Source organism: Streptomyces sp. TLI_55, from assembly GCF_900206255.1.
Taxonomy (GTDB): domain Bacteria; phylum Actinomycetota; class Actinomycetes; order Streptomycetales; family Streptomycetaceae; genus Streptomyces; species Streptomyces aquilus.
On sequence record NZ_OAOJ01000001.1, the window covers coordinates 203,227 to 221,267 of the forward strand.

The 18,041-nt window shown below is 71.3% G+C and carries 16 protein-coding genes; 5 read left to right on the forward strand and 11 right to left on the reverse strand.

The genetic code is table 11. From position 1 onward, the window contains the following. Positions 1-26: 26 nt before the first annotated feature. Positions 27-464, forward strand: coding sequence for an Lrp/AsnC family transcriptional regulator (locus CRP56_RS01075; protein WP_097259538.1), 438 nt, complete (start codon positions 27-29; stop codon positions 462-464). An 856-nt stretch (positions 465-1,320) separates the two neighbouring features. Here the strand turns inward: CRP56_RS01075 and CRP56_RS01080 are convergent. Further along, the gene (locus CRP56_RS01080; RefSeq protein ID WP_097259539.1) at positions 1,321-1,914 is read right to left on the reverse strand and encodes a TetR/AcrR family transcriptional regulator; all 594 of its coding nucleotides are present in this window, start codon (positions 1,912-1,914) and stop codon (positions 1,321-1,323) included. A gap of 147 nt (positions 1,915-2,061) precedes the next feature. Between CRP56_RS01080 and CRP56_RS01085 the strand changes: the two genes are divergently transcribed. Next, positions 2,062-3,636, forward strand: coding sequence for a carboxylesterase/lipase family protein (locus CRP56_RS01085; RefSeq protein WP_179850919.1), 1,575 nt, complete (start codon positions 2,062-2,064; stop codon positions 3,634-3,636). A 57-nt stretch (positions 3,637-3,693) separates the two neighbouring features. Continuing rightward, positions 3,694-4,104, forward strand: a complete 411-nt coding sequence (locus CRP56_RS01090; RefSeq protein ID WP_097259541.1) for a hypothetical protein — start codon at positions 3,694-3,696, stop codon at positions 4,102-4,104. Positions 4,105-4,157: 53 nt separating this feature from the next. On the opposite strand, the gene CRP56_RS01095 is transcribed toward CRP56_RS01090, so the two are convergent. Then, positions 4,158-5,381 carry a protein kinase domain-containing protein gene (locus CRP56_RS01095; protein WP_097259542.1) on the reverse strand — a complete coding sequence of 408 codons (1,224 nt, stop codon included), beginning with the start codon at positions 5,379-5,381 and terminating at the stop codon, positions 4,158-4,160. Positions 5,382-5,973: 592 nt separating this feature from the next. Between CRP56_RS01095 and CRP56_RS47440 the strand changes: the two genes are divergently transcribed. Next, positions 5,974-6,813 carry an SCO2400 family protein gene (locus CRP56_RS47440; protein WP_441349494.1) on the forward strand — a complete coding sequence of 280 codons (840 nt, stop codon included), beginning with the start codon at positions 5,974-5,976 and terminating at the stop codon, positions 6,811-6,813. A gap of 188 nt (positions 6,814-7,001) precedes the next feature. Here the strand turns inward: CRP56_RS47440 and CRP56_RS01110 are convergent, their stop codons facing one another. Beyond that, positions 7,002-7,241, reverse strand: coding sequence for an NUDIX domain-containing protein (locus CRP56_RS01110; RefSeq protein ID WP_179850921.1), 240 nt, complete (start codon positions 7,239-7,241; stop codon positions 7,002-7,004). Positions 7,242-7,434: 193 nt separating this feature from the next. Here CRP56_RS01110 and CRP56_RS01115 point away from each other — a divergent pair, with 193 nt between their 5' ends. Continuing rightward, a complete protein-coding gene (locus CRP56_RS01115; protein WP_097259546.1) occupies positions 7,435-7,980 on the forward strand; it encodes a cupin domain-containing protein in 546 nt (181 codons plus the stop codon). Here CRP56_RS01115 and CRP56_RS01120 read toward each other — a convergent pair. From CRP56_RS01120 to CRP56_RS01155, 8 genes are all read right to left on the reverse strand, one after another. Further along, positions 7,925-8,725: an ABC transporter ATP-binding protein gene (locus CRP56_RS01120; RefSeq protein ID WP_097259547.1), complete on the reverse strand. Its 801-nt coding sequence runs from the start codon at positions 8,723-8,725 to the stop codon at positions 7,925-7,927. The two genes, CRP56_RS01115 and CRP56_RS01120, sit on opposite strands and share 56 nt — an antisense overlap. Positions 8,726-8,730: 5 nt before the next feature. Next, complete coding sequence (locus CRP56_RS01125) at positions 8,731-9,696, reverse strand: FecCD family ABC transporter permease (RefSeq protein WP_097259548.1); 966 nt, start codon at positions 9,694-9,696, stop codon at positions 8,731-8,733. Between the two features lie 56 nt (positions 9,697-9,752). Next, a complete protein-coding gene (locus tag CRP56_RS01130; protein WP_097259549.1) occupies positions 9,753-10,790 on the reverse strand; it encodes an ABC transporter substrate-binding protein in 1,038 nt (345 codons plus the stop codon). Between the two features lie 156 nt (positions 10,791-10,946). After that, the gene (locus CRP56_RS01135) at positions 10,947-11,549 is read right to left on the reverse strand and encodes a sigma-70 family RNA polymerase sigma factor (protein ID WP_097259550.1); all 603 of its coding nucleotides are present in this window, start codon (positions 11,547-11,549) and stop codon (positions 10,947-10,949) included. Positions 11,550-11,775: 226 nt separating this feature from the next. Beyond that, on the reverse strand, positions 11,776-12,450 hold the full coding sequence (locus CRP56_RS01140) for a hypothetical protein (RefSeq protein ID WP_097259551.1): 675 nt from the start codon (positions 12,448-12,450) through the stop codon (positions 11,776-11,778). Between the two features lie 165 nt (positions 12,451-12,615). Then, positions 12,616-12,969, reverse strand: coding sequence for a VOC family protein (locus tag CRP56_RS01145; RefSeq protein ID WP_097259552.1), 354 nt, complete (start codon positions 12,967-12,969; stop codon positions 12,616-12,618). 36 nt (positions 12,970-13,005) lie between these two features. Then, positions 13,006-13,722, reverse strand: a complete 717-nt coding sequence (locus tag CRP56_RS01150; protein ID WP_097259553.1) for a hypothetical protein — start codon at positions 13,720-13,722, stop codon at positions 13,006-13,008. Continuing rightward, a complete protein-coding gene (locus CRP56_RS01155) occupies positions 13,719-18,038 on the reverse strand; it encodes a protein kinase domain-containing protein (protein ID WP_097259554.1) in 4,320 nt (1,439 codons plus the stop codon). Before CRP56_RS01155 ends, CRP56_RS01150 begins: the two co-directional genes overlap by 4 nt. Between the last annotated feature and the right edge of the window lie 3 nt (positions 18,039-18,041).

Consider the following 18,041-nt stretch of genomic DNA (forward strand, 5'->3'; position numbering starts at 1 on the left):
TGGGTTCCGACGTCTGGAGTGAGGTCATGGACGCCATCGATCAAGCGATCATCCGGCACGTGCTGCGCGACGCGCGGGCCACGTACGCCCAGATCGGCAAGGCGTGCGGGCTGTCCGCGCCCGCCGCCAAGCGGCGTCTCGATCGCTTGGTGGCCACGGGCGCGATCCGCGGGTTCACCGCTCTCGTCGATCCTCAGGCGCTGGCCTGGCATACCGAGGCGTTCGTCGAGGTCTACTGCACCGGCAATCCCACGCCCGCCGAACTGCGCCAAGCCCTGGAGGCCATCCCCGAGGTCGTCGAAGCCTGTACCGTCTCGGGCGCCGCCGACGCAGTCGTCCACATGCTCGCCGAAGACATCCCCCACCTCGAACGAGCCATCCAACGCGTGCGCGCCACCGCTCCTGTGGAACGGACCGAGAGCGCCATCGTGCTGTCCCGGCTGTTGAACCGGCCTCGCGTGTGATCGGCACCGTGGGACCACCACCGCGAGGGCCGAGGCCGGTGCCCGCCGACGGCGACTGTCCGGACATCACCGACGCCCGCCCCGGCGTCGCCCCCGTGCGCGATTCCGAGAACCCTGACGGCCCGAGGCCCGCCTTTTGTACGGGGGCCCAGGCGGCGTTCGTCCAGGGCGTGGCGTTGATGACGTGACCGGCAACGGGTTCCCGGCTCCGCGCGTCGCCGCCTGGTGAAGCCGTTCCATGTCCCAACCGCCGGCGCGGTCCGGCTCGTTCCCCTCGAACACGACGACCACGCTGCCGTCCCGGGCCTTCACAGTGCTTCTGGTTCCCATGTCGACACCGTCCCCGGTCCCCCGCTCCCACTTCTGATGGTGAATCGTGAGCTCGGTCCAGCGATGAGCCCTCAAGACACCTCGAGTGGCCACCACGACGCCGAACTCGAAGCAGTACAGCCGAGGAGTGGGACCACCCACGCGCCGCTCGAAACGGTCCGAGAAAAGGGCGAAGCCGCTGAGCGCGGTGCCCAGGACACCGAGCGGCGCGAACCAGCCGTGCCCCAGACCCCCTTCTCCTCGGACGATGTGCACGAGATCGAGCGCGGTGAACCATCCCAGGACCACAGCAAATGGCCCGAAGAGGATCCAGCCGTTCGAATAGGCAGGACAGGCGAACCGAACAAAGCGGCCATACGCGGCGTCCGCCCCCATGGCCAGCGCTCTGTCACGCTCCCGCTTGCCCCTACCCACAAACGCCTCCCCGTGTTCAGGAGGGAAGTTGCCCACTCTGATCCCCCGAGCAACGCAAGCACGAAGCCCGTACGGTTCCTATCCGGCTGAGAAAATGCCCCGCTATCGGCGGCTACCGGAACAGATGGTCGAGGTAATAGTCGATGGCAGCGGTTGCCTGTTCGGGGGTGCGCAGGCCCAGGACGACGGGTGGGCCCTGCGAGTCGGCGAGGCCGAAGAGGAGTTCTGCTTCCATGTCGGGGTCGCGGTCCGGCGCGATGTCGCCGGCTTCCTGTGCCATGCGGACCAGGCCGGCGAGGAGCTGGTAGAGGCGGGGCAGCCCGTCGACGTAGAGGGCGCGCAGCTTGGGGTTCGCCAGCATGCGGATGAGGTACGCGACGCCGACGAGCCACTCGCGGCGGCGCCGGTCGTCCCTGGGGATCGTCTCCAGCAGCACCCACCGCAGCGCTTCCCGGGGGGTGGGCTCGCCCTCGGGCCATGTCTGCTCGTTCCACCGCTGCTGCACCAGCCAGTCCTGGTACTCGATCGCGTAGGCGAGCAGTTCGTCCTTGTTGGCGAAGTAGTGCTGGATGCGCCCGGCTGAGACACCCGCCCGCGCCGCCACGGCCCTCACGGAGATCGCTTCCAGTCCTTGGTCGGCGACGATGTCCAGCAGCGCCTCGGCGATCTGGTCCCGGCGAGCCTTGTGATCCACCTGTCGCGGCACGTCGCGGGCACCTTCCTTCCGACCTTCCCCCTGCTTGCCTTCGTGGGCGGCTAGAGCCTAATGTCGTTTTTGCAATACGAATGTATCGTAACGAGGGACGGGCCTCCGGGGCGCTGCAGCAGCAAGAGGGAGGGGACGGACCGGACCATGGCGATGCGACATTCCACCACCGCTGCCGCGCTGGGCGCGGCTCTCCTCGTGGCGGTGACGGCCACAGCGGACGCGGTGCCGAGCTCGTCGGCGGCGGCCGCGCAGCACCCGCACAGACAGCGTGCCCACGGCCAGTTCCCCGAGGCCCGGTCGGACACCGTCCTGACCCGTCAGGGCCGCCTACGGGGGGTGACCGCCGACGGCGTCACCACCTATCAGGGCATCCCCTACGCCGCGCCTCCGGTCGGCCCGCTGCGCTGGCAACCCCCGGCCGCGCCCCCCATCTGGGCCGGCACGCGGACGGCGGCCGAGCCCGGACCGGCCTGCGCGCAGCCCGAGCTGCCGGACTCCGCGGAGGACTGCCTCTACCTCAACGTCATCACACCCGCCGATGAAGCGGACCGCGCGGCCCCGCGGCCGGTCGTGGTGTGGTTGCACGGCGGCGCCTTCAGCTCCGGCTCCGGCGATCAGTACGACGCCACCCGGATGGCCCGGCAGGGCGACGTCACCGTCGTAACCGTCAACTCGCGCCTGGGCGCCCTGGGCTTCTTCGCCCATCCGGACCTGCCGGACTCCGGGGACTTCGGCCTGCAGGACCAGCAGGCGGCTCTGCGCTGGGTACGGGACAACGCCGGTGCGTTCGGCGGTGATCCCGGCAATGTCACGCTCATGGGCGAGTCCTCCGGAGGCGCGAGCGTGTGCGCCCAACTCACGTCGCCCAAGGCCGCCGGCCTGTTCCACCGCGCGGTCGTCCAAAGCGGATCCTGCCTGCAGAACTGGCCCAAGAACACGCTCGCGCCCGGCGACCCCGCCGCCACCTATTTCGCCCACCAGAGCGAGCTGGCCGCCAAGGGCCGCGGTGCTCTGGGCTGCCGCAGTCTGAAGTGCCTGCGCGCCAAGCCCGTCAAGGACGTGCTGTCCCTCAACGGGCGCTTCCACCAGCCCGCCTACGGGACGAGTGTCCTGCCCCGCTCGCCGGCCCGCGCGCTCGCCGCCGGCACCTTCCACCGCGTGCCCGTCCTGCAGGGCAACACCCGTGACGAACACCGGCTGTTCGCCGCCCTGTTCACGTTGGACAGGCCGATGACAGCAGCGGACTACCGCCGCCTCCTCACACAGACCTACGGCCGGCGGCAGGCGGCCCGCATCGCCCGCGCGTACCCGCCCGGTGCCACACCGGCACTGGCCTGGGCCAAGGTCGGCACCGACCGCAGCTGGGTGTGTCCCACCCTGACCGCCGACCGGTTGCTGGCCCGGCATCTTCCGGTCTACAGCTACGAGTTCGCCGACCGCCACCCACCCGCGCCCGACCTCCGCCCCGACTTTCCGCTGGGCGCCTACCACAGCGCGGAGCTGCCCTACCTGTTCGGCATGGGCGACCTCCGCCTCGACGATGGGCAGGCCGCCCTCTCCCTACGCATGATCACCGCGTGGACGACGTTCGCCAGAACCGGCACACCCGGCGACGACTGGCTGCCCTTCCCCCACACCCGCCGACTTTCCCGGAGCGGGTTCTCCGGGGTGGACGCGGCGGCCGAACACCGGTGCGCCTTCTGGTCGGGCAACTCCTGACGCCGAGATCCGCACACCCCCGTGGACCGTACGAACGACCCCCTCCGGAGGATCCCCATGAGCGAAACCGGCACTCCGCTCGCCGAGGCCGACTACATCGGCGCCACCGCCCGCGAGTTGAGCGAGAAGCGAGCAGGGGCGAAGGTCGCCGCCGGCATCAGCCAAAAGACTCTCTTCCACCGCCGCGGCCGGATCGTCCTCCACCCCGACCAGCTCGTCCTCACCGGCTGGTCCGGCACCGGCGATCTCACCCTCACCCGCACGGACATCACCGCGGCAGAAACCCGCTTCACCCACCTCTACGGCCGTTTCCTCGGCGGCCTGCTCAACGCCGGCCAGCCCCTCATCCTCACCACCACCCACGCATCGGCCGACGAGGTGTACCTGCTCATCAACCACCGCGGCTTCCTGGAGACCACGGACGATCGGGCCTGGGCGCAACGCATCGAGCAGTGGCGCCGCGGCTGAAGCGCCTACTGCCGGCTTGCGCGCCTCAGCAGCAAGGCGTGTTCGCAAGGAGATCAGTCGTCCGAGTGCCGACCCTTGCCCTTGCCGTGCTTGCCCGGGCGCTCATGGCGCTCCTCGTCATCGTCTCCCGGCAACGGCGTCGGCGTGGACGGAGGGGTCGACGTCGGGGCGGTGTCGGCCGGGGGTGCTGAAGTGGCGGCCATGGGGGTGGGGGTTGGGGACGGTGTTGGGGCTGGGTCGTCGTCGCCTGAATTCAGCGATGCTCCGAGAGCCATGGCCGCGCTGAACACGACGAGGCCGGTGCCGTACAGGACTGCTTTCGAGGCCAGTTTGCGACCGCCGCGAGGGCGGGAGTGCCTGGTGGTGGTGCGGGTCTCGCGGGGCAGCGGTGCGGGTGCCGGCGGGGCGGGCGGGACGGGCATCAGGGCGGTGCCGTCCGGCACGGGTGGCTGCGGTGTCCCATGCTGCCCGGCGAGCCGGTCGGCTGCCTGCTCGGCGGTGGGCCGGCTCGCCGGGTCTTTCGCGAGCAGGTGCAGCACAAGGTCGGAGAGCGGCTGCGGTATCTCGGTGCGCAGTCGGCTGGGCGGTGGCGGAGCGGCACTGACGTGCTGCTGCACCACGGACAGCGAGGTCCCTCCACTGAACGGAGGGCGTCCGGTGAGGAGTTCGTACAGCACGCAGCCGAGGGAGTAGACGTCGGACGCGGGCTGGGCGGGGCGGCCCAGGGCCCGTTCGGGCGCGAGGTAGTCGGCGGTGCCGAGGATCTTTCCCGTCGCGGTCAGCGTGCTGTCGGCGGCGGCGAAGCGCGCGATCCCGAAGTCGGCGACCTTCACCGTGCGGTCGGTGGCGAGCATCAGGTTCGCGGGTTTGATGTCCCGGTGGATCACACCCTGCTGGTGTGCCGCCGCGAGGCCGGCGGCTGCCTGGGCGGCGATGGCTGCGGCCTCCGTCGGGGGCAGGACGCCGCGCAGGGAACGTTCCTGGGCCAGGCTCCAGCCGTCGACGAGTTCCATGACCAGGTAGAGCTGGTCATGGTGGGAACCGAAGTCGTACATCCCCACGACGTTGGGGTGGTTGAGCCGCGCCGCGGTCTGCGCCTCGAGGCGGAAACGCTCGGCGTCCGCCGCCTCTTCGGCACGTAGGAGTTTGACCGCCACGAGACGTCCGAGGACCTCGTCGGACGCCCGCCACACCTCGCCCATCGCGCCGCGTCCCAGCAGTTCCTGCAGTTGATAGCGGCCTGCCAGCAGCTCCTGCACACCCACCCCGATCACCATGCTGCTCGTACCCTTGCCGATCCGATTGGCATGTTTTGTGACCATTCGGGTCGCGGGCCAAGCCTACAAAGGGGGCGAGCGGACTGCGCGAGACCCCTGGGTCTTGGGGCCACCTGCTACAGCGCACCGGAGCCCGGGACTGTCACACCCCGCCGACTTCAACCGATGCATCCATGAGCCAGGCCGCCGCATTTCCAGCGCCCGGACCGAGCGCACCCGAGATCACTCCACGTCAGATCGGATTTCCTGTGAGCAACACTGACCCGATTCCCGGATATCAGACGTACAGGGAACGGCGGACTTGCCGGCCTGGTGGTCGCAGGACATTTTCATGATGGACACCCGCCTGACTCGGCCGCGTTCAGCACCCCCGCGCGCATCGCCTCCGACATCGGACGGGCAGCGCGGGCGGCTGCGGACCGGCGGCTCGCGGGCGATGCCCGAAGAATCCGCGCAGGAGCATCACACAGACTGCACACAGGTGATCGAAACCCTCGTTACCGTGACTGGCCAACCTCCCGTGCGAACGCGCACAGGCCGTGGCCAGGCAGGCCGACGGCACCGCCGACCCAGAAAGACCGGAACACCACAGATGGACTACTGCTCCACGTGTCGACGCCATCTCAACGGCGCCCTGGTGTGTCCCGGGTGCGGCGCCTACGCCCCCGACATCGCTCCGCCGGCAACAGGGCGTATGAGTTCGCAGGCGGTGGCGACCGACAGCGCGCCGCCCGCACAAGCGGTCCGTGATCCCTTGGCCTTCGGCACATGGCACGACGGCGCCTTGGAAGGCGGGGAGGACGGCGCCACCTGGGACACCCCCGTCGATGTCGAGGACGTACCTGTGGTGCGCGAAGGACGTGCCGCCCGGCGTCGCCAGCTGGCGCGCTGGAAGAAGAACAAACGGCGGGCAGCGGTCGCCACTGCCGTCGCACTCGTCGGAGGCGGCCTGACCCTCACCGCGATGAACCGGCACGCCCCCGACCAGGCAAGGGCGGCCACGGCACCGGACGAGCAGAGCATGGGCGGCGTGAAGGAGCAGACGCCCGCTTACGCCCGCCCGGCATCCGCGCCGCCCACCCCCCAGCGGTCGTCCGGCACTCCCGAGACCGGGTCTCCGGCCTCCGGCGCCCCCAGGCAGCAGACCCTGGCGGCCTCGCCCCGCCCCACACCGCCGATCGCGCAGCCGGACGCCGCCGCGCCTCCCGCCCCGGCTACGACATCGGTTCCGCAGCCGAACAACACCGCCTCCCCCTCCAGCGGCAACGATCACGACCCCGCCGGTACGGCAGCGGAGCAGCCCTCGGCGCCTGCACCCACCGAGAGCACGGACTCGGGTACCTCCCAGACCGGTTCCGGTTCCGATTCCGGTTCCGCACCGGCCTCGACGTCTCCGACGGAGCTGTGCCTGCTCGTGCTGTGCATCGGGTGACGCTGCTGGCGGGCCGGCAGGTGTCCGGACGGGCGAGCACGACGAATCATTGTGCCGCCTGGCGGTGCTGTCGGCCGACCGAGACGTGCCTGGGCGTCGGCGCGGCGGTGTCCTGGACGGGGACCTGATCGGTCCCCGTCGTCCTCGGGCTCCGCCGCGTCCTAGGCCTGCCCGGCCAGTGCGCCCACTCAGCAGCTCAACAGGCCCCGCCCCCTCAGCAGCGGCACAACGTGGTCCCTGACCGCGGGAGCCAGCTCGACGTCCTCCTCGGCGCCGGAGATCCAGCGCAGGTCCGCCAGTTCGGCGGCAGGGCGAGGTGTCCGGCCGACCTCGGCCTCGTCCAGCTCGCGTGCCAGTGCCTCCAGCGGCGTCTCGCCCGGATCGGGCTCGCCTCCGGGCAGGTAGAAGACCTCCGGGGCCACCCTCATGGCGAGCCGTCGGCCGCAGCGCCGACATCCCGCACGGCACAGCCGAGTTGGCCCCGTCCGTCGGCCTCACTACCGACGCACTCTCAAGCAACTCTCGAGAGCTAGATCCTAACGTGCACTTATTGCAGATGAGTTGCAACAACTGATCTTCTGCAATAGACGTCGACCGATCACGCATCAAGGAGTTGACCTCATGAGCGATCTCATCGTGCTGCCGGGACAGGGACGGAAACTGGTCACCAAGGCGCAGGAAGTCACCTTCAAAGCCACCGGAGCGCAGGGCTCCTCGGTGTCGATCTTCGAGGTGGTCGTACCGCCCGGTTTCGACACCGGCGCCCACTTCCACGAGCACGCACAGGAGTTCTTCTACATCCTGGAGGGCGAGCTGGAACTCATGGCGTTCGAGCCGACCGAGCGCACGGACGACGACTGGCTCGACTGGGAGTCCGCCGACGGCGACCGTCTCGTGCGCGCGAGCGCCGGCAGCGCCATGTTCGTTCCGCCGAACACCCCGCACGCCTTCCGGAACGCCACGGACCAGCCGGTGCGCATGCTGTTCCAGTGCTTCCCCTCCCCCGAACACGAGCTGTACTTCGAGGAGATCGCGGAGATCTGGTCGACCGGCAAGTCCGTGGACCCGGAGGCGGTGGAGCGCATGCGCAGCCGCTACGACGTCAAGCAGATCACGCCGATGCGCTTCCAGTCTCGTCCTGCGCAAGGGGTCGGGCCGCGTAGGTGATGCGGACGACGCCGTCGGGATGCCGTTCTGTTCTCGCGCGGACGCCGAAGACGTCGGCGAGGAGTTCCGGGGTGAGCACCTGGAGGACCGGGCCCGCCGCTGCCACGGCACCGCCGTGCAGGACGACCAGGTGGTCACAGAGGCGGGCGGCGAGGTCTAGGTCGTGGAGCACCGCGAGGGTGGTGACGCCGGTGCGGCGGATCAGGTCGAGGAGTTCGAACCGGGCCCGGATGTCGAGGTGGTTGGTGAGCTCGTCCAGGACGAGGAGCTGGGGGTCCTGGGCCAACGCCCGTGCCAGCAGGACGCGTTGGCGCTCGCCGCCGGACAGCGAGGCGTAGTCGCGGTCAGCGAAGGGTCGTGCGCCGCAGCGGTCCAGGGCGTCGGAGACCGCGGTTCGGTCCTCGGCGCCGTCGCGGCCCAGCAGGCCGTGGTGCGGGGCACGGCCCAGCGCGACGATCTCCTCCACGGTCAGCCCGGTGGTGTTGCCACCTGCGTCCTGGAGGACCGCGGCCGTACGGCGGGCGGCCGCCCGCGGGGTCAGTTCCCAGACGTCGTCCTCGCCGACCCTGACCACGCCGTCCGCCGGGCGGAGCGAGCGGTAGACGGTGCGCAGCAGGGTGGACTTGCCGCTGCCGTTGGGGCCGACGAGGCCGACGATCTCGCCCTTGCGGGCCTCCAGGCTCACGTCCCGCAGGATCGGGGCGCGGTCCAGGGTGACGTGGAGCTGGTCGACGGTCAGTTTCATGAGAGTCAGTCCAGGCCCTTGTTTCGGCGCAGCAGCCACAGGAAGAAGGGGGCGCCGAGCAGTGCGGTGAGGATGCCCAGCGGCAGTTCGTTGGGGCGGTTCAGGGTGCGGGAGAGCAGGTCGACGAGGACCAGGTAGACGGCTCCCAGCAACGCTGCCAGCGGCAGCAGTCGGCGGTGGTCGGCGCCGATGGTCAGCCGCACCAGGTGCGGGATCATCAGGCCGACGAAGCCGATGCCGCCCGCGACGGCGATGACGGTGCCGGTCAGAAGTGCGCTGAGGACCAGCAGGACGGCCCGAAGTCGGTTCACGTCCACGCCGAGCGCGGTGGCCGACTCGTCGCCGGCCAGCAGCACGTTGAGCCGGCGGCCGAACAGCGACAACAGGACCGTCGTGCCCAGCACGACCACGGTGACCGTGGGGATCTGGTCCCACTCGGCGCCCGCCACGCTGCCCAGCATCCAGAACATCACCGTCCGCAACTCGGTGGGAGTCGCCTGGAGTTGGACGAAGCTGGTCGCCGAGAGGAAGACGTAGCCGATGGCCACACCCGCCAGAACCAGGCGCGTCGGGGCCAGCCGCCCCTGGCGTCGGCCGAGCGCGAAGACCAGGGCGCCCGCCACGACCGCACCGAGGAAGGCCGCCGCCGACACCCCCAACCCGGCGAGCGCGGCGCCGCCACCGAGGGTGATGACCAGGACCGCGCCGAGCGTGGCGCCGTAGGAGAAGCCCAGCACGATGGGGTCCGCCAGCGGATTGGACACCACCGTCTGCAGCACCGCACCCGTCACCGCCAGGCCCGCGCCGACCAGCGCCGCCAGAAGCACCCGCGGGGTGCGGAAGTTCCAGACGATCTGATCGAGCGCGCGGTCGGAGGGCGCCGCCCCGGCGCCGGTGACGTGGTGGAGGACGATCGACCACACGTCACCGACGGGGACGTTGACCGCGCCGATGCTGATCGCCACGATCATCGTGCCGAGCAGCGCGACGGGCAGCAGCGTGAACGCCAGCGTGACCCTCAGCCGGGTCAGAAGGCGTCCGGGTGCAGCGTCTTCGCGATCTTCTCGACGGCCAGGTCGTTGCTCGGGCCGAGGTACATCGAGTCGGAGAGCGTCACATACGCGTTGTTCTTGGCGGCCGGCCACTGGGGGAACTCCTTGAGCAGCTTCTTGGCGTACGCCGCCGGGTTGGGGTCGTTGTAGGCGACGACGACGAGGGCGTCGACGTCGGTGGCGGCGACCTTCTCCTTGCTCAGGTCGGCGAAGGACGTCTTGGACGCGTTCCCGAAAGCGTTCGAGCCGCCTGCCTTGGCGAGGATGTCGTTGAAGATGCCATTGGCGACGACCGAGCTGAAGTCGTTGCCGCCCATGGACATGTTGGAGAAGAGCACCATGACGTTCGGTGCCTTCTTTCCCTTCACCTTCTCCGAGACGGCCGCGATGTGCTTCTCGGAGGCGGCGATCAGCTTCTCGGCCCGGTCGCTGACGTTGAAGACCTGGCCCATGTCGCGCAGCAGCTGATAGCTGTCGGCGATGGTCATCTTGGAGGTGTCCTGGTCGCAACCCTGAGGCGAGACATAGCTGTTCGCGCCGACGTCCTTCAACTGGTCCCGGGTGGCGAAGCCGTTCTTCTCGTCGAAGCCGTACGAGGTGGTGGACAGCACCAGGTCCGGGCGCAGGCCGAGCATGGCCTCGCGGGGGATGTCGTAGGCGTCGTTGAGTCTGACGTCACCGGTGGGCAGGTCCTTGATGGCATCGGCTCGGCCCGCGACCTCGGACATGCCGTAGGTCTGCTGGTTGGCGGCGATCTTGTCGCCGAGGCCGAGGGCGAGAAGGGTGGAGACCTCCGCGACGGAGGCGCCGTTCATGACCACGACCCGGCTGGGCGGCTTCTCGAAGGTCTCCTTGCGGCCGCAGTTGTCGAGGGTCACCGGATAGCCGGCCTTCGGGGCCGCGGCCTCGGTGCTCTGGTCGCTCCCCTTGTCGTCGGACGACGAGCCACAGGCCGCCGTGAGAAGACAGCAGGCTGCGGCCAGGGCGGTGACGACCGGCCGGTTGATCGACATTCGGGCTCCTTGGTTGCGCGTTGAACCCGCTGGTCCGACGGGTTCTGTTGCAGTAGTCGGGGTGAAGTGGCCGTGAGTTCCCGGCGGTTGGGGACTATTTCGCCGACGCCGCGTCTTCGCGCTCGCGCCGCCGCCCGGAGCGGTGTTCACCCGCGCTCAGGCCGCCCCGCTGCTCAGCGCCTCGGAGTCCAGGAGCAGCCGGTCCAGGCTCACGCGGGCGCGGGACACCCGGGAGCGGACGGTGCCGACGGGGCAGCCGACGAAGCCGGCCGCTTCCTCGTACGACAGCCCGACCACCTGAGTCAGCAGGAACGCCTCCCGGCGTTCCTCGGGCAGCGTCTGCAGCAGGTCGAGCAGGGCCACGCCTTCGTCGAACCCCGGCAGTCCGCACGGCTGGCTGCGCTCCGCCGCCGTCTGCCAGTCCGTGGTGTCGGCCAGCCGGGGACGTACGGCGGCGCGGCGCAGGTTGTCGACGACCGCGCGCCGGGCGATCGACAGCAGCCAGGTGCGGGCCGAAGCCCGGCCCTCGTAACGGTGCAGGCTGCTGAAGGCCCGCGCGAAGGTGTCCTGGGTCAGGTCGTGGGCGGTCTGGGGGTCTCCGCTGAGGTGGGTGACGTACCGGAGGACGTCGCCGTGGAGGGCGCGGACGAAGTGGTCGGCCGCCTCGGGGTCTCCGGCACGGGCGGCCAGCGCCCAGGCGGTCGCCGAGGCGTCGGCGGTGGCGCGGTCCGCGCAGGGAACAGGGAGGACAGAGATCATCACGTGTGTCCTTCTCGGGTCTTCCGGCGCCAGGCCCGCAAGAGGGCTCGGCTCACCGGCACTTGGGTGCGGCCGTACGCGAGCGGTACGGCGGAGTCCGGAGCCCGGGACGAAGAGGGCCGCTCATGGCAGCGCGTTCACGCTGGGGCGAGGGGCCCGCCAGGGGCCTGCGCGCGCGTGCGCCGCAGGTCAGGGAGGCGGAGGGGCTCCGGTGGATCCGGCTGTCTCAGAGGACAGCGGCACCCGTGGGCGGACCACGGAAGGTGAGGGAAGAGCACAGCAGCAGTCGCACCGGTGCCGGGCAGGCGGCGCCACGCCACCTGCGCACACTCGGAGGACCCAACGGGGCGGGCAACGCCAGCAGCAGCCGCAGGGGCGCCGCCAGCCAGGCGGCCGCCGCCCGCAGGAGCCGGAAGACGGCGCGCTCGCCGTAGGCCAGCCACAGTCCGCACAGGACGGCGGCCAGCAGGTGCGCGGCGAACATGCCGGCTGTGGCGGCACCGCTCGTGCCGCTCATGCCGTGCATGTGGTCCATGCCGACCGCGCCGTGCCCGAGGTGAGCGGCGGACCCCATGTCCATCCCGGCCATGGAGCCCATGTCCATCGCGCCCGCGTCGGCGTGGGGCATGGGCGCGGCTGTCGAGGAGAGTGTCTGCGCCAGGGAGAAGGTCTCGTGCAGCACCGCTTGGACGGCCGTCACGACGGCGACGATCAGGGTGCGGCCGCGCTCACGGCCGGCCAGCAGCCAGCCGACCGCACCGGTCGCCGCCGCACCGCCGGCCATGCCCCACCAAGGCACGGACGTTCCCGACATGGTCGCGTGACCGAGGGCAGCGAGCAGCACGCAGACGGCGGCGAACACACCGGCCCGCGTCGCGCGGCATCCCCCTCGGACAGTCATGACCCGCCCATCCTCGCACCCGGCGTCCGGTCGTCGTCAGGGGGTACGCGGGAAACCCCGTCCCCTGACTCAAGTCCGGGAAGGTGACACAGCTCACAACGGACACGCGGGACCGCGGGGACCTCAGTGACCACGGGGAACGACTGGTTCAACGAGACCGAGGGGTCACGCGGGCTGCCACAGCTCGATGCGGTTGCCCTCGGGATCAGTGACCCAGCCGAACCGGCCAACCCCCTCCATGTCCTGCGTCTCCTCGGCCACATCAGCTCCCTTCGCGCGCAGCTGCGCGAGCATGGCGTCCAGGTCGCGCACGCGGAAGTTGAGCATGGTCTGCTGGGCGGGGGACCCGAAGTAGTCGGTCCCGGACTCGAAGGGTGCGAACACCGTCGCCCCCGCTTCCTGTCGCCACAAGCCGTTCTCATCGGCGTCCAGGCCCAGGCAGTCGCGATACCACGCGGTCAGAGCCGCCGGGTCCGCTGCCCGCAGGAAATAGCCACCGATTCCGAGCACACGTTCCATGCCGCCATCCTGCCAGGCCCCCGGTCGGGCGGCGTGTCAGCGCGGCACTTCCACCTCGATGCCGGCGATCGGGTAGTTCCAGCGCCGGTCGGACCGGGAGCCGGTCTTGCGGGCGCCCTTCAGGTGCTTCACGAAGGCTCTGCGCTGGGCCGGGGTCGCCGAGCGCCAACGCAGTTCGAGGACCGGGCGGACCGGTGGGATGAGGTCGCGTACGCGCTGGTCGTACCCGGCGAGGCTCGCCTCGTAGTCGTACGGTCGGTAGACCAGGTCGAGGTCGATCGACGGTTCCGGGCCGCCGCCCGCCTCGTGGTGACAGGAACTCAGCCAATTGGCCAGGTAGTCCAGCCCGATCCTTATGTCGGAGGCCTGGTCCTGCCACTTGCCGAGGTAGGGCGCGTTCACCGCCTCCGCGGTCACCTCTTCCGGCATCACGATCAGACCGCGGACGTTGGTGCCCGCCAGGGCGACATGGATGCGCGGCCAGTGTCCGCCGGCCTCGATCCGGAAGGAGGGGAAGCAGCCCGCCATGCCCATCCCCGTCCGCAGCTGGGCCCAGTTCATCGCGTCGGAGGGGAGCCGCTCCGGCGAGTAGGGTCCGCTGGTGCGGTGCCCGAGGTCGCTCTCCCGCATCATGAACACGGCCTCGAACGCGTCACCGCGCAGGGCCATGCTGAGGGGGAAGTAGGCCCCGACCTCCGCCATGAACACCTTGCCGGTGATCAGGGCTCCGATGCTGGACCGGTCCGGAATCATCGCCGTCTCCTCCAACCCCTCCGGGCCGGCCCGGGTGGCACCGGGCCGGGCAGAGTGTCCAGTTCGGCCTGGACGGCGAGGGTGTCCGGGTGGTGCTCGCCCAGACGCAGCCGCCGTTTCGCCAGTACTTCGCGCAGGGCCCGCGCCGCGTCACCGTGCCGTCCGAGCCGGCGCTGCACCCGGGCCAACCCCACCCGGGCCTCCAGGGTTTGGAGGCCGTCGGGGCCGTAGCGCCGCACGAGCTGGGGCACCAGCCTGACGTACAGCCCCTCGGCCTCGTCCAGTTCGTCCTTGTCGGTGAGCAGGGACGCGAGTGCCGCGATCGCCTCCAGGGTGGCCGGATGGTCCGGTCCCAGGTCCCGCTCGCGTTCCGCGGTCACCGCCCGGATCAGGGCCAGGGCCTCCATCTGCCGGTCCAGGTCGATCAGTGCCGCGGCCCAGCCGAGCATCGCGCGCTGCGTCTCGACGTACCCGGCGTCCCACAGGTGGGAGCGCACGTCGACGACGAGCTGCCAGGTCCGCTCGGCCGCGGCCGGATCGCCCTCGCGGTGCAGGAGGTGAGCGGCCTCGGCGAGTGTGTCGAGGTCGTCCTGGAGCTGGAGGGCGAAGTGGTTGGCCCAGAAGGTCTCGGACCGGTCGAGTTCGTCCTCCGGTCTCAGCAGCAGCGTGAACGCCTCGGCCGTGCCCGGTGTCCTGTCGGGCTCCCGGCTCGCCAGGTCCTGGGCCACGGAGTGCATGTAGAGGCGGTAGCCGGTGTCGTCGCGGGACGGGACCTTGTCCAGTTCCGCGGCGAGTTCCAGGGTGCGGGTGACGGCGTGCCGCTGCCGCTCGCCGAGGCGCGCCATCGCCTCGATGAGCGCCGGGCGGCCGGCGTCACGGGACGGCAGCTCGACGGCGACCTCGGCACGCAGTTCTTCGATCACGGGCTCGGACTCCGCGCGCAGCACTCCGGTCGCCGAGCCGAAGTCGTACTCCCAGTCCAGGGCCCAGGTCAGCAGGCGGCCGCCGTCGTCGCCGGCCAGGAGCAGGGCGCCGTCAGGGGCCAGCGCGATGTCGGTGACCGCGCCGGAGAAGCCGGTGAAGGCCCGCAGTTCCCGGCCGGCCGTCAGGTCCCACAGGCGTGCCTGGCGGTCCTCGCCGCCGGACGCCGCGAGGAGGAAGTCCGGCGTGACGGCGAGGCCGCGCACGGCCGCGGTGTGTCCGGTGAGCACATGGACGCAGCGCGCGGCGGCGACGTCCCACAGCCGGACGGTGCCGTCGGCGGAGCAGGACAGCAGGTGCCGGCCGTCGGCGCCGGGCAGGACGTCGACCACGGCGTCGGTGTGTCCGGTGAGGACCGCCTCGCACTGTCCGTCGGCGGTCCGCCAGACGCGTACGGTCGCGTCGGCGCCGCCGGTGACGACATAGCGGCCGTCCTCGCTCAGCCGTGCGGCGCCGATCCACTCCGCGTGTCCGCCCAGCACCCAGCACAGTTCGCCCGCGTGCAGGTCCCAGATCTTCACGGTGACGTCCTGGCCGCGGGAGAGCCCGTAACGGTGGTCGGCGCTGACCGCCACGTCCAGCACGGCTCCGGGGTGGGCCTCCCAGCGTCCGAGGGACCGGCCGCTGGGGATGTCCCAGGCGGCGACGACGCCGTCGGCGGTCCCGGAGAGGGCCACGTGTCCGTCCTCGCTGACCGCGACGTAGTACACACGGTCGCGGGGGCTGGTGAACAGCTGGACGATGCGTCTGTCGCGGGGCTGCCAGGCGACGACCCGGCCGTCCTCGCCGCCGGACACAGCGAGCCGGCCGTCGGCGGTCATCGCCAGGGCGTTGAGGTGCCCCGTGTGCAGGCTGAGCGTGTGCAGCAGCTGCCCGGTCTCCACGTCGAAGACCCAGGCCTCGGAGTTGCCCGCCCGGGCGAGCGCGGTGGGGCTGCGCCCGCTGAGTGCCAGGGCCCAGGACCGGTCGTCGTCGGGGGTGATCCGGCCAGCCGACCAGGCGTCGACGAGTGCGGTACGGCGGCCGAGCGCACCGAGCCGGCGCCACAGGCGTACGGGTGCGGTGTGGCGCCGGTGGCCGGGCAACGCGCGGGCCGCGCGGATCAGTTCGGCCGCCTGCTCCAGCCGTCCGGCCGCGCCGTGCGTGGCCGCCCGGTCGAGCAGTTCGGCCGCTCGGGCGGCCGCGGCGGTGAGGTCCGCGGCCTGGTGGGGGCGGACGTAGCTCCAGGGGGCCGGCGGTCCGGCGGGCGGCAGGTGCCATACGCGTACGGTCTTGCCCTCGGCGGTGAGGGCGCGGTGCCCCCTCGCGCTCAGCGCGACCTGCTTGGTGTCGGGCGTGGCCTCCAGGGAGAGGCGGCAGCGGCCCGTGGCGAGGTCCCACACCCGTGACGGCTCGTTGCGTCCGCCGCTGGAGAAGCCGACCGTGCCGTCCGTGTTCAGGGCTGTCCGGCCGTACCGGGTCTTGAGCACCCGTGGCGCATCAGGGGAGCCCAAGTCGGCCAGGCGGACGTCGGGGCTTCCGCCGGTGACCGCGACGAGTCGGCCGTCGTCGGTGAACCGCACGCTCAGGCAGGCGTGGTCGAACCGGTGGACCAGTGCGCCGGTTCGGACGTCGTGCACCGAGGTCGTCCGGCGTGTGTGGTCGACGAGGCAGCACAGGGTGCCCCGGGCGCCCAGGAAGTCGACCCTGCTCTCGAACTCCCGTACCTCCACCGGTTCGCCGGTGTCCAGGTCCCAGGTGACGACCTCTCCTTCGTACCCGCTGGTGACCGCGTGCCGCTGATCCTCCGTCAGCGCGACGGCGAGCACCCAGCTGGGGTGGCCGGGGAGTTCGAAGCCGGTGGCGGTTTCGAAGTCGAGCACCAACGCGCGCCGGGTGTCCCCGCCGACGACCAGGACGCGTCCGTCGTCGCTGACCGCGAGTGCCGAGGCGCGGTAGGTGTCCAGGTGCAGTTCCTGGCGGCACTCCCCCGCGTCCAGGTCCCAGATCCGCAGTCCGCCGGAACCGTCCGCCGAGATTCCCGTCGTGCCGTCCGGGGTCAGGGCGAGGGCGGTGATCCAGTCGTCGTGTTCCCCGGGCAGGACGGACTGGGCCGGGACGGGCGCGTCCTGCACCGAGGCGAGGGCGGCGGCGATCTGCGGGTCGTCGGGCATCCGGGTGGACGCGTCCCGCAGCAGTTCGGCGGCGGCGGGCGCGTCGCCCCGCTCGCGGTGGACCAGCGCCAGCAGGTAGGTGCCGTCGTCGGGGTCGCCGAACCGCACGGACTCCAGCTCGTCGACCAGCTCGGCGTCGGTGATCACACCCGTACGCCAGCGGTGCAGTCCGCGGTTGTAGCGGGCGTGCGGATGGTGGGGGTCCGCCCGCAGGGCGCGGGTCCACAGCTCTTCGGCGCTGTCGCGGCGGCCGAGGTCCAGCATGGACAGCGCGTGGTTGGAGAGGCTGTCGGCGAGCAGGGTGGCCGCCGACGGGGCGCGGCGGGGATAGGGGCCGACCTCGCGCCGGTACACCTCGACCAGCCGCTCGGCGAGCGGGCCGAGCCGGGAGGGGCGGGCGGTGGGCTCCTGCGTGAAGCACTCGCGCAGGACGTCCAGCATCTCGACCGGCACCCGCTGGATCGCGCCCGGCGCCCGGGACCGGGTGTAGTCCTCGAAAGCGTCTCCGGCGGTGGTCCCGTCCCGCACCGGTGGCCTGCCCAGGAGCATTTCGAACACGGTGACCGCCCAGGACCAGACGTCCGTGGCCGGGGTGAGCCCGGACGGTGAGCGTGCCTGCTCGGGTGAGCAGTACGCGGGGTCCAGGCCGCCCCGGCTGACGAACGGCTCCGCGTCCCCGGCCGTGCGGGCCCGTGCCAGGCCGAAGTCGGTGACCTTGACCGTGCCGCCCCGGGTCAGCATCACGTTGGCGGGCTTGACGTCCTGGTGCACGACGCCGTTCTCATGCGCGTGCTCCAGGCCCCAGGCGGACTGGATCGCGACGTCCAGCAGCGTGGCCAGGGGGTCGTCGCCGTACAGGGTCCGGTTGCGGACGGCTTCGGCGAGGCTCCCGCCGTCGGCCCACTCGGCGAAGACCCTGGGCACGTCCTCCAGGGTGCGCACGTAGACGCAGTTGGCGATGTGCGGGTGCAGGCCCAGCCCCACCCACACCTCCGCCTCCCGCTCGAAGTCCCCGAGCCCCTCCGGCGAGCGGACGACGGCCGGACGCGGGGTCTTCACGGCCAGATCGATGTCCCAGCCGCGGTGGTGGACCCGGTGCACCAGTCCCAGGCCGCCGGTACGCACCACGTCCAGGACCTCGTACAGGTCCAGGATGACGTCCCCGCGGCGCCAGGTGGCCATCGG

Excerpts from the sequence above, each read along its gene's own strand:
- CRP56_RS01075 (WP_097259538.1), top strand. The coding sequence starts at position 27 with ATGGACGCCATCGATCAAGCGATCATCCGGCACGTGCTGCGCGACGCG.
- CRP56_RS01085 (WP_179850919.1), top strand. The coding sequence starts at position 2,062 with ATGGCGATGCGACATTCCACCACCGCTGCCGCGCTGGGCGCGGCTCTC.
- CRP56_RS01090 (WP_097259541.1), top strand. The coding sequence starts at position 3,694 with ATGAGCGAAACCGGCACTCCGCTCGCCGAGGCCGACTACATCGGCGCC.
- CRP56_RS01095 (WP_097259542.1), bottom strand. The coding sequence starts at position 5,381 with ATGGTGATCGGGGTGGGTGTGCAGGAGCTGCTGGCAGGCCGCTATCAA.
- CRP56_RS47440 (WP_441349494.1), top strand. The coding sequence starts at position 5,974 with ATGGACTACTGCTCCACGTGTCGACGCCATCTCAACGGCGCCCTGGTG.
- CRP56_RS01110 (WP_179850921.1), bottom strand. The coding sequence starts at position 7,241 with ATGAGGGTGGCCCCGGAGGTCTTCTACCTGCCCGGAGGCGAGCCCGAT.
- CRP56_RS01115 (WP_097259546.1), top strand. The coding sequence starts at position 7,435 with ATGAGCGATCTCATCGTGCTGCCGGGACAGGGACGGAAACTGGTCACC.
- CRP56_RS01120 (WP_097259547.1), bottom strand. The coding sequence starts at position 8,725 with ATGAAACTGACCGTCGACCAGCTCCACGTCACCCTGGACCGCGCCCCG.
- CRP56_RS01125 (WP_097259548.1), bottom strand. The coding sequence starts at position 9,696 with ATGATCGTGGCGATCAGCATCGGCGCGGTCAACGTCCCCGTCGGTGAC.
- CRP56_RS01130 (WP_097259549.1), bottom strand. The coding sequence starts at position 10,790 with ATGTCGATCAACCGGCCGGTCGTCACCGCCCTGGCCGCAGCCTGCTGT.
- CRP56_RS01135 (WP_097259550.1), bottom strand. The coding sequence starts at position 11,549 with ATGATCTCTGTCCTCCCTGTTCCCTGCGCGGACCGCGCCACCGCCGAC.
- CRP56_RS01140 (WP_097259551.1), bottom strand. The coding sequence starts at position 12,450 with ATGACTGTCCGAGGGGGATGCCGCGCGACGCGGGCCGGTGTGTTCGCC.
- CRP56_RS01145 (WP_097259552.1), bottom strand. The coding sequence starts at position 12,969 with ATGGAACGTGTGCTCGGAATCGGTGGCTATTTCCTGCGGGCAGCGGAC.
- CRP56_RS01150 (WP_097259553.1), bottom strand. The coding sequence starts at position 13,722 with ATGATTCCGGACCGGTCCAGCATCGGAGCCCTGATCACCGGCAAGGTG.
- CRP56_RS01155 (WP_097259554.1), bottom strand. The coding sequence starts at position 18,038 with ATGGCCACCTGGCGCCGCGGGGACGTCATCCTGGACCTGTACGAGGTC.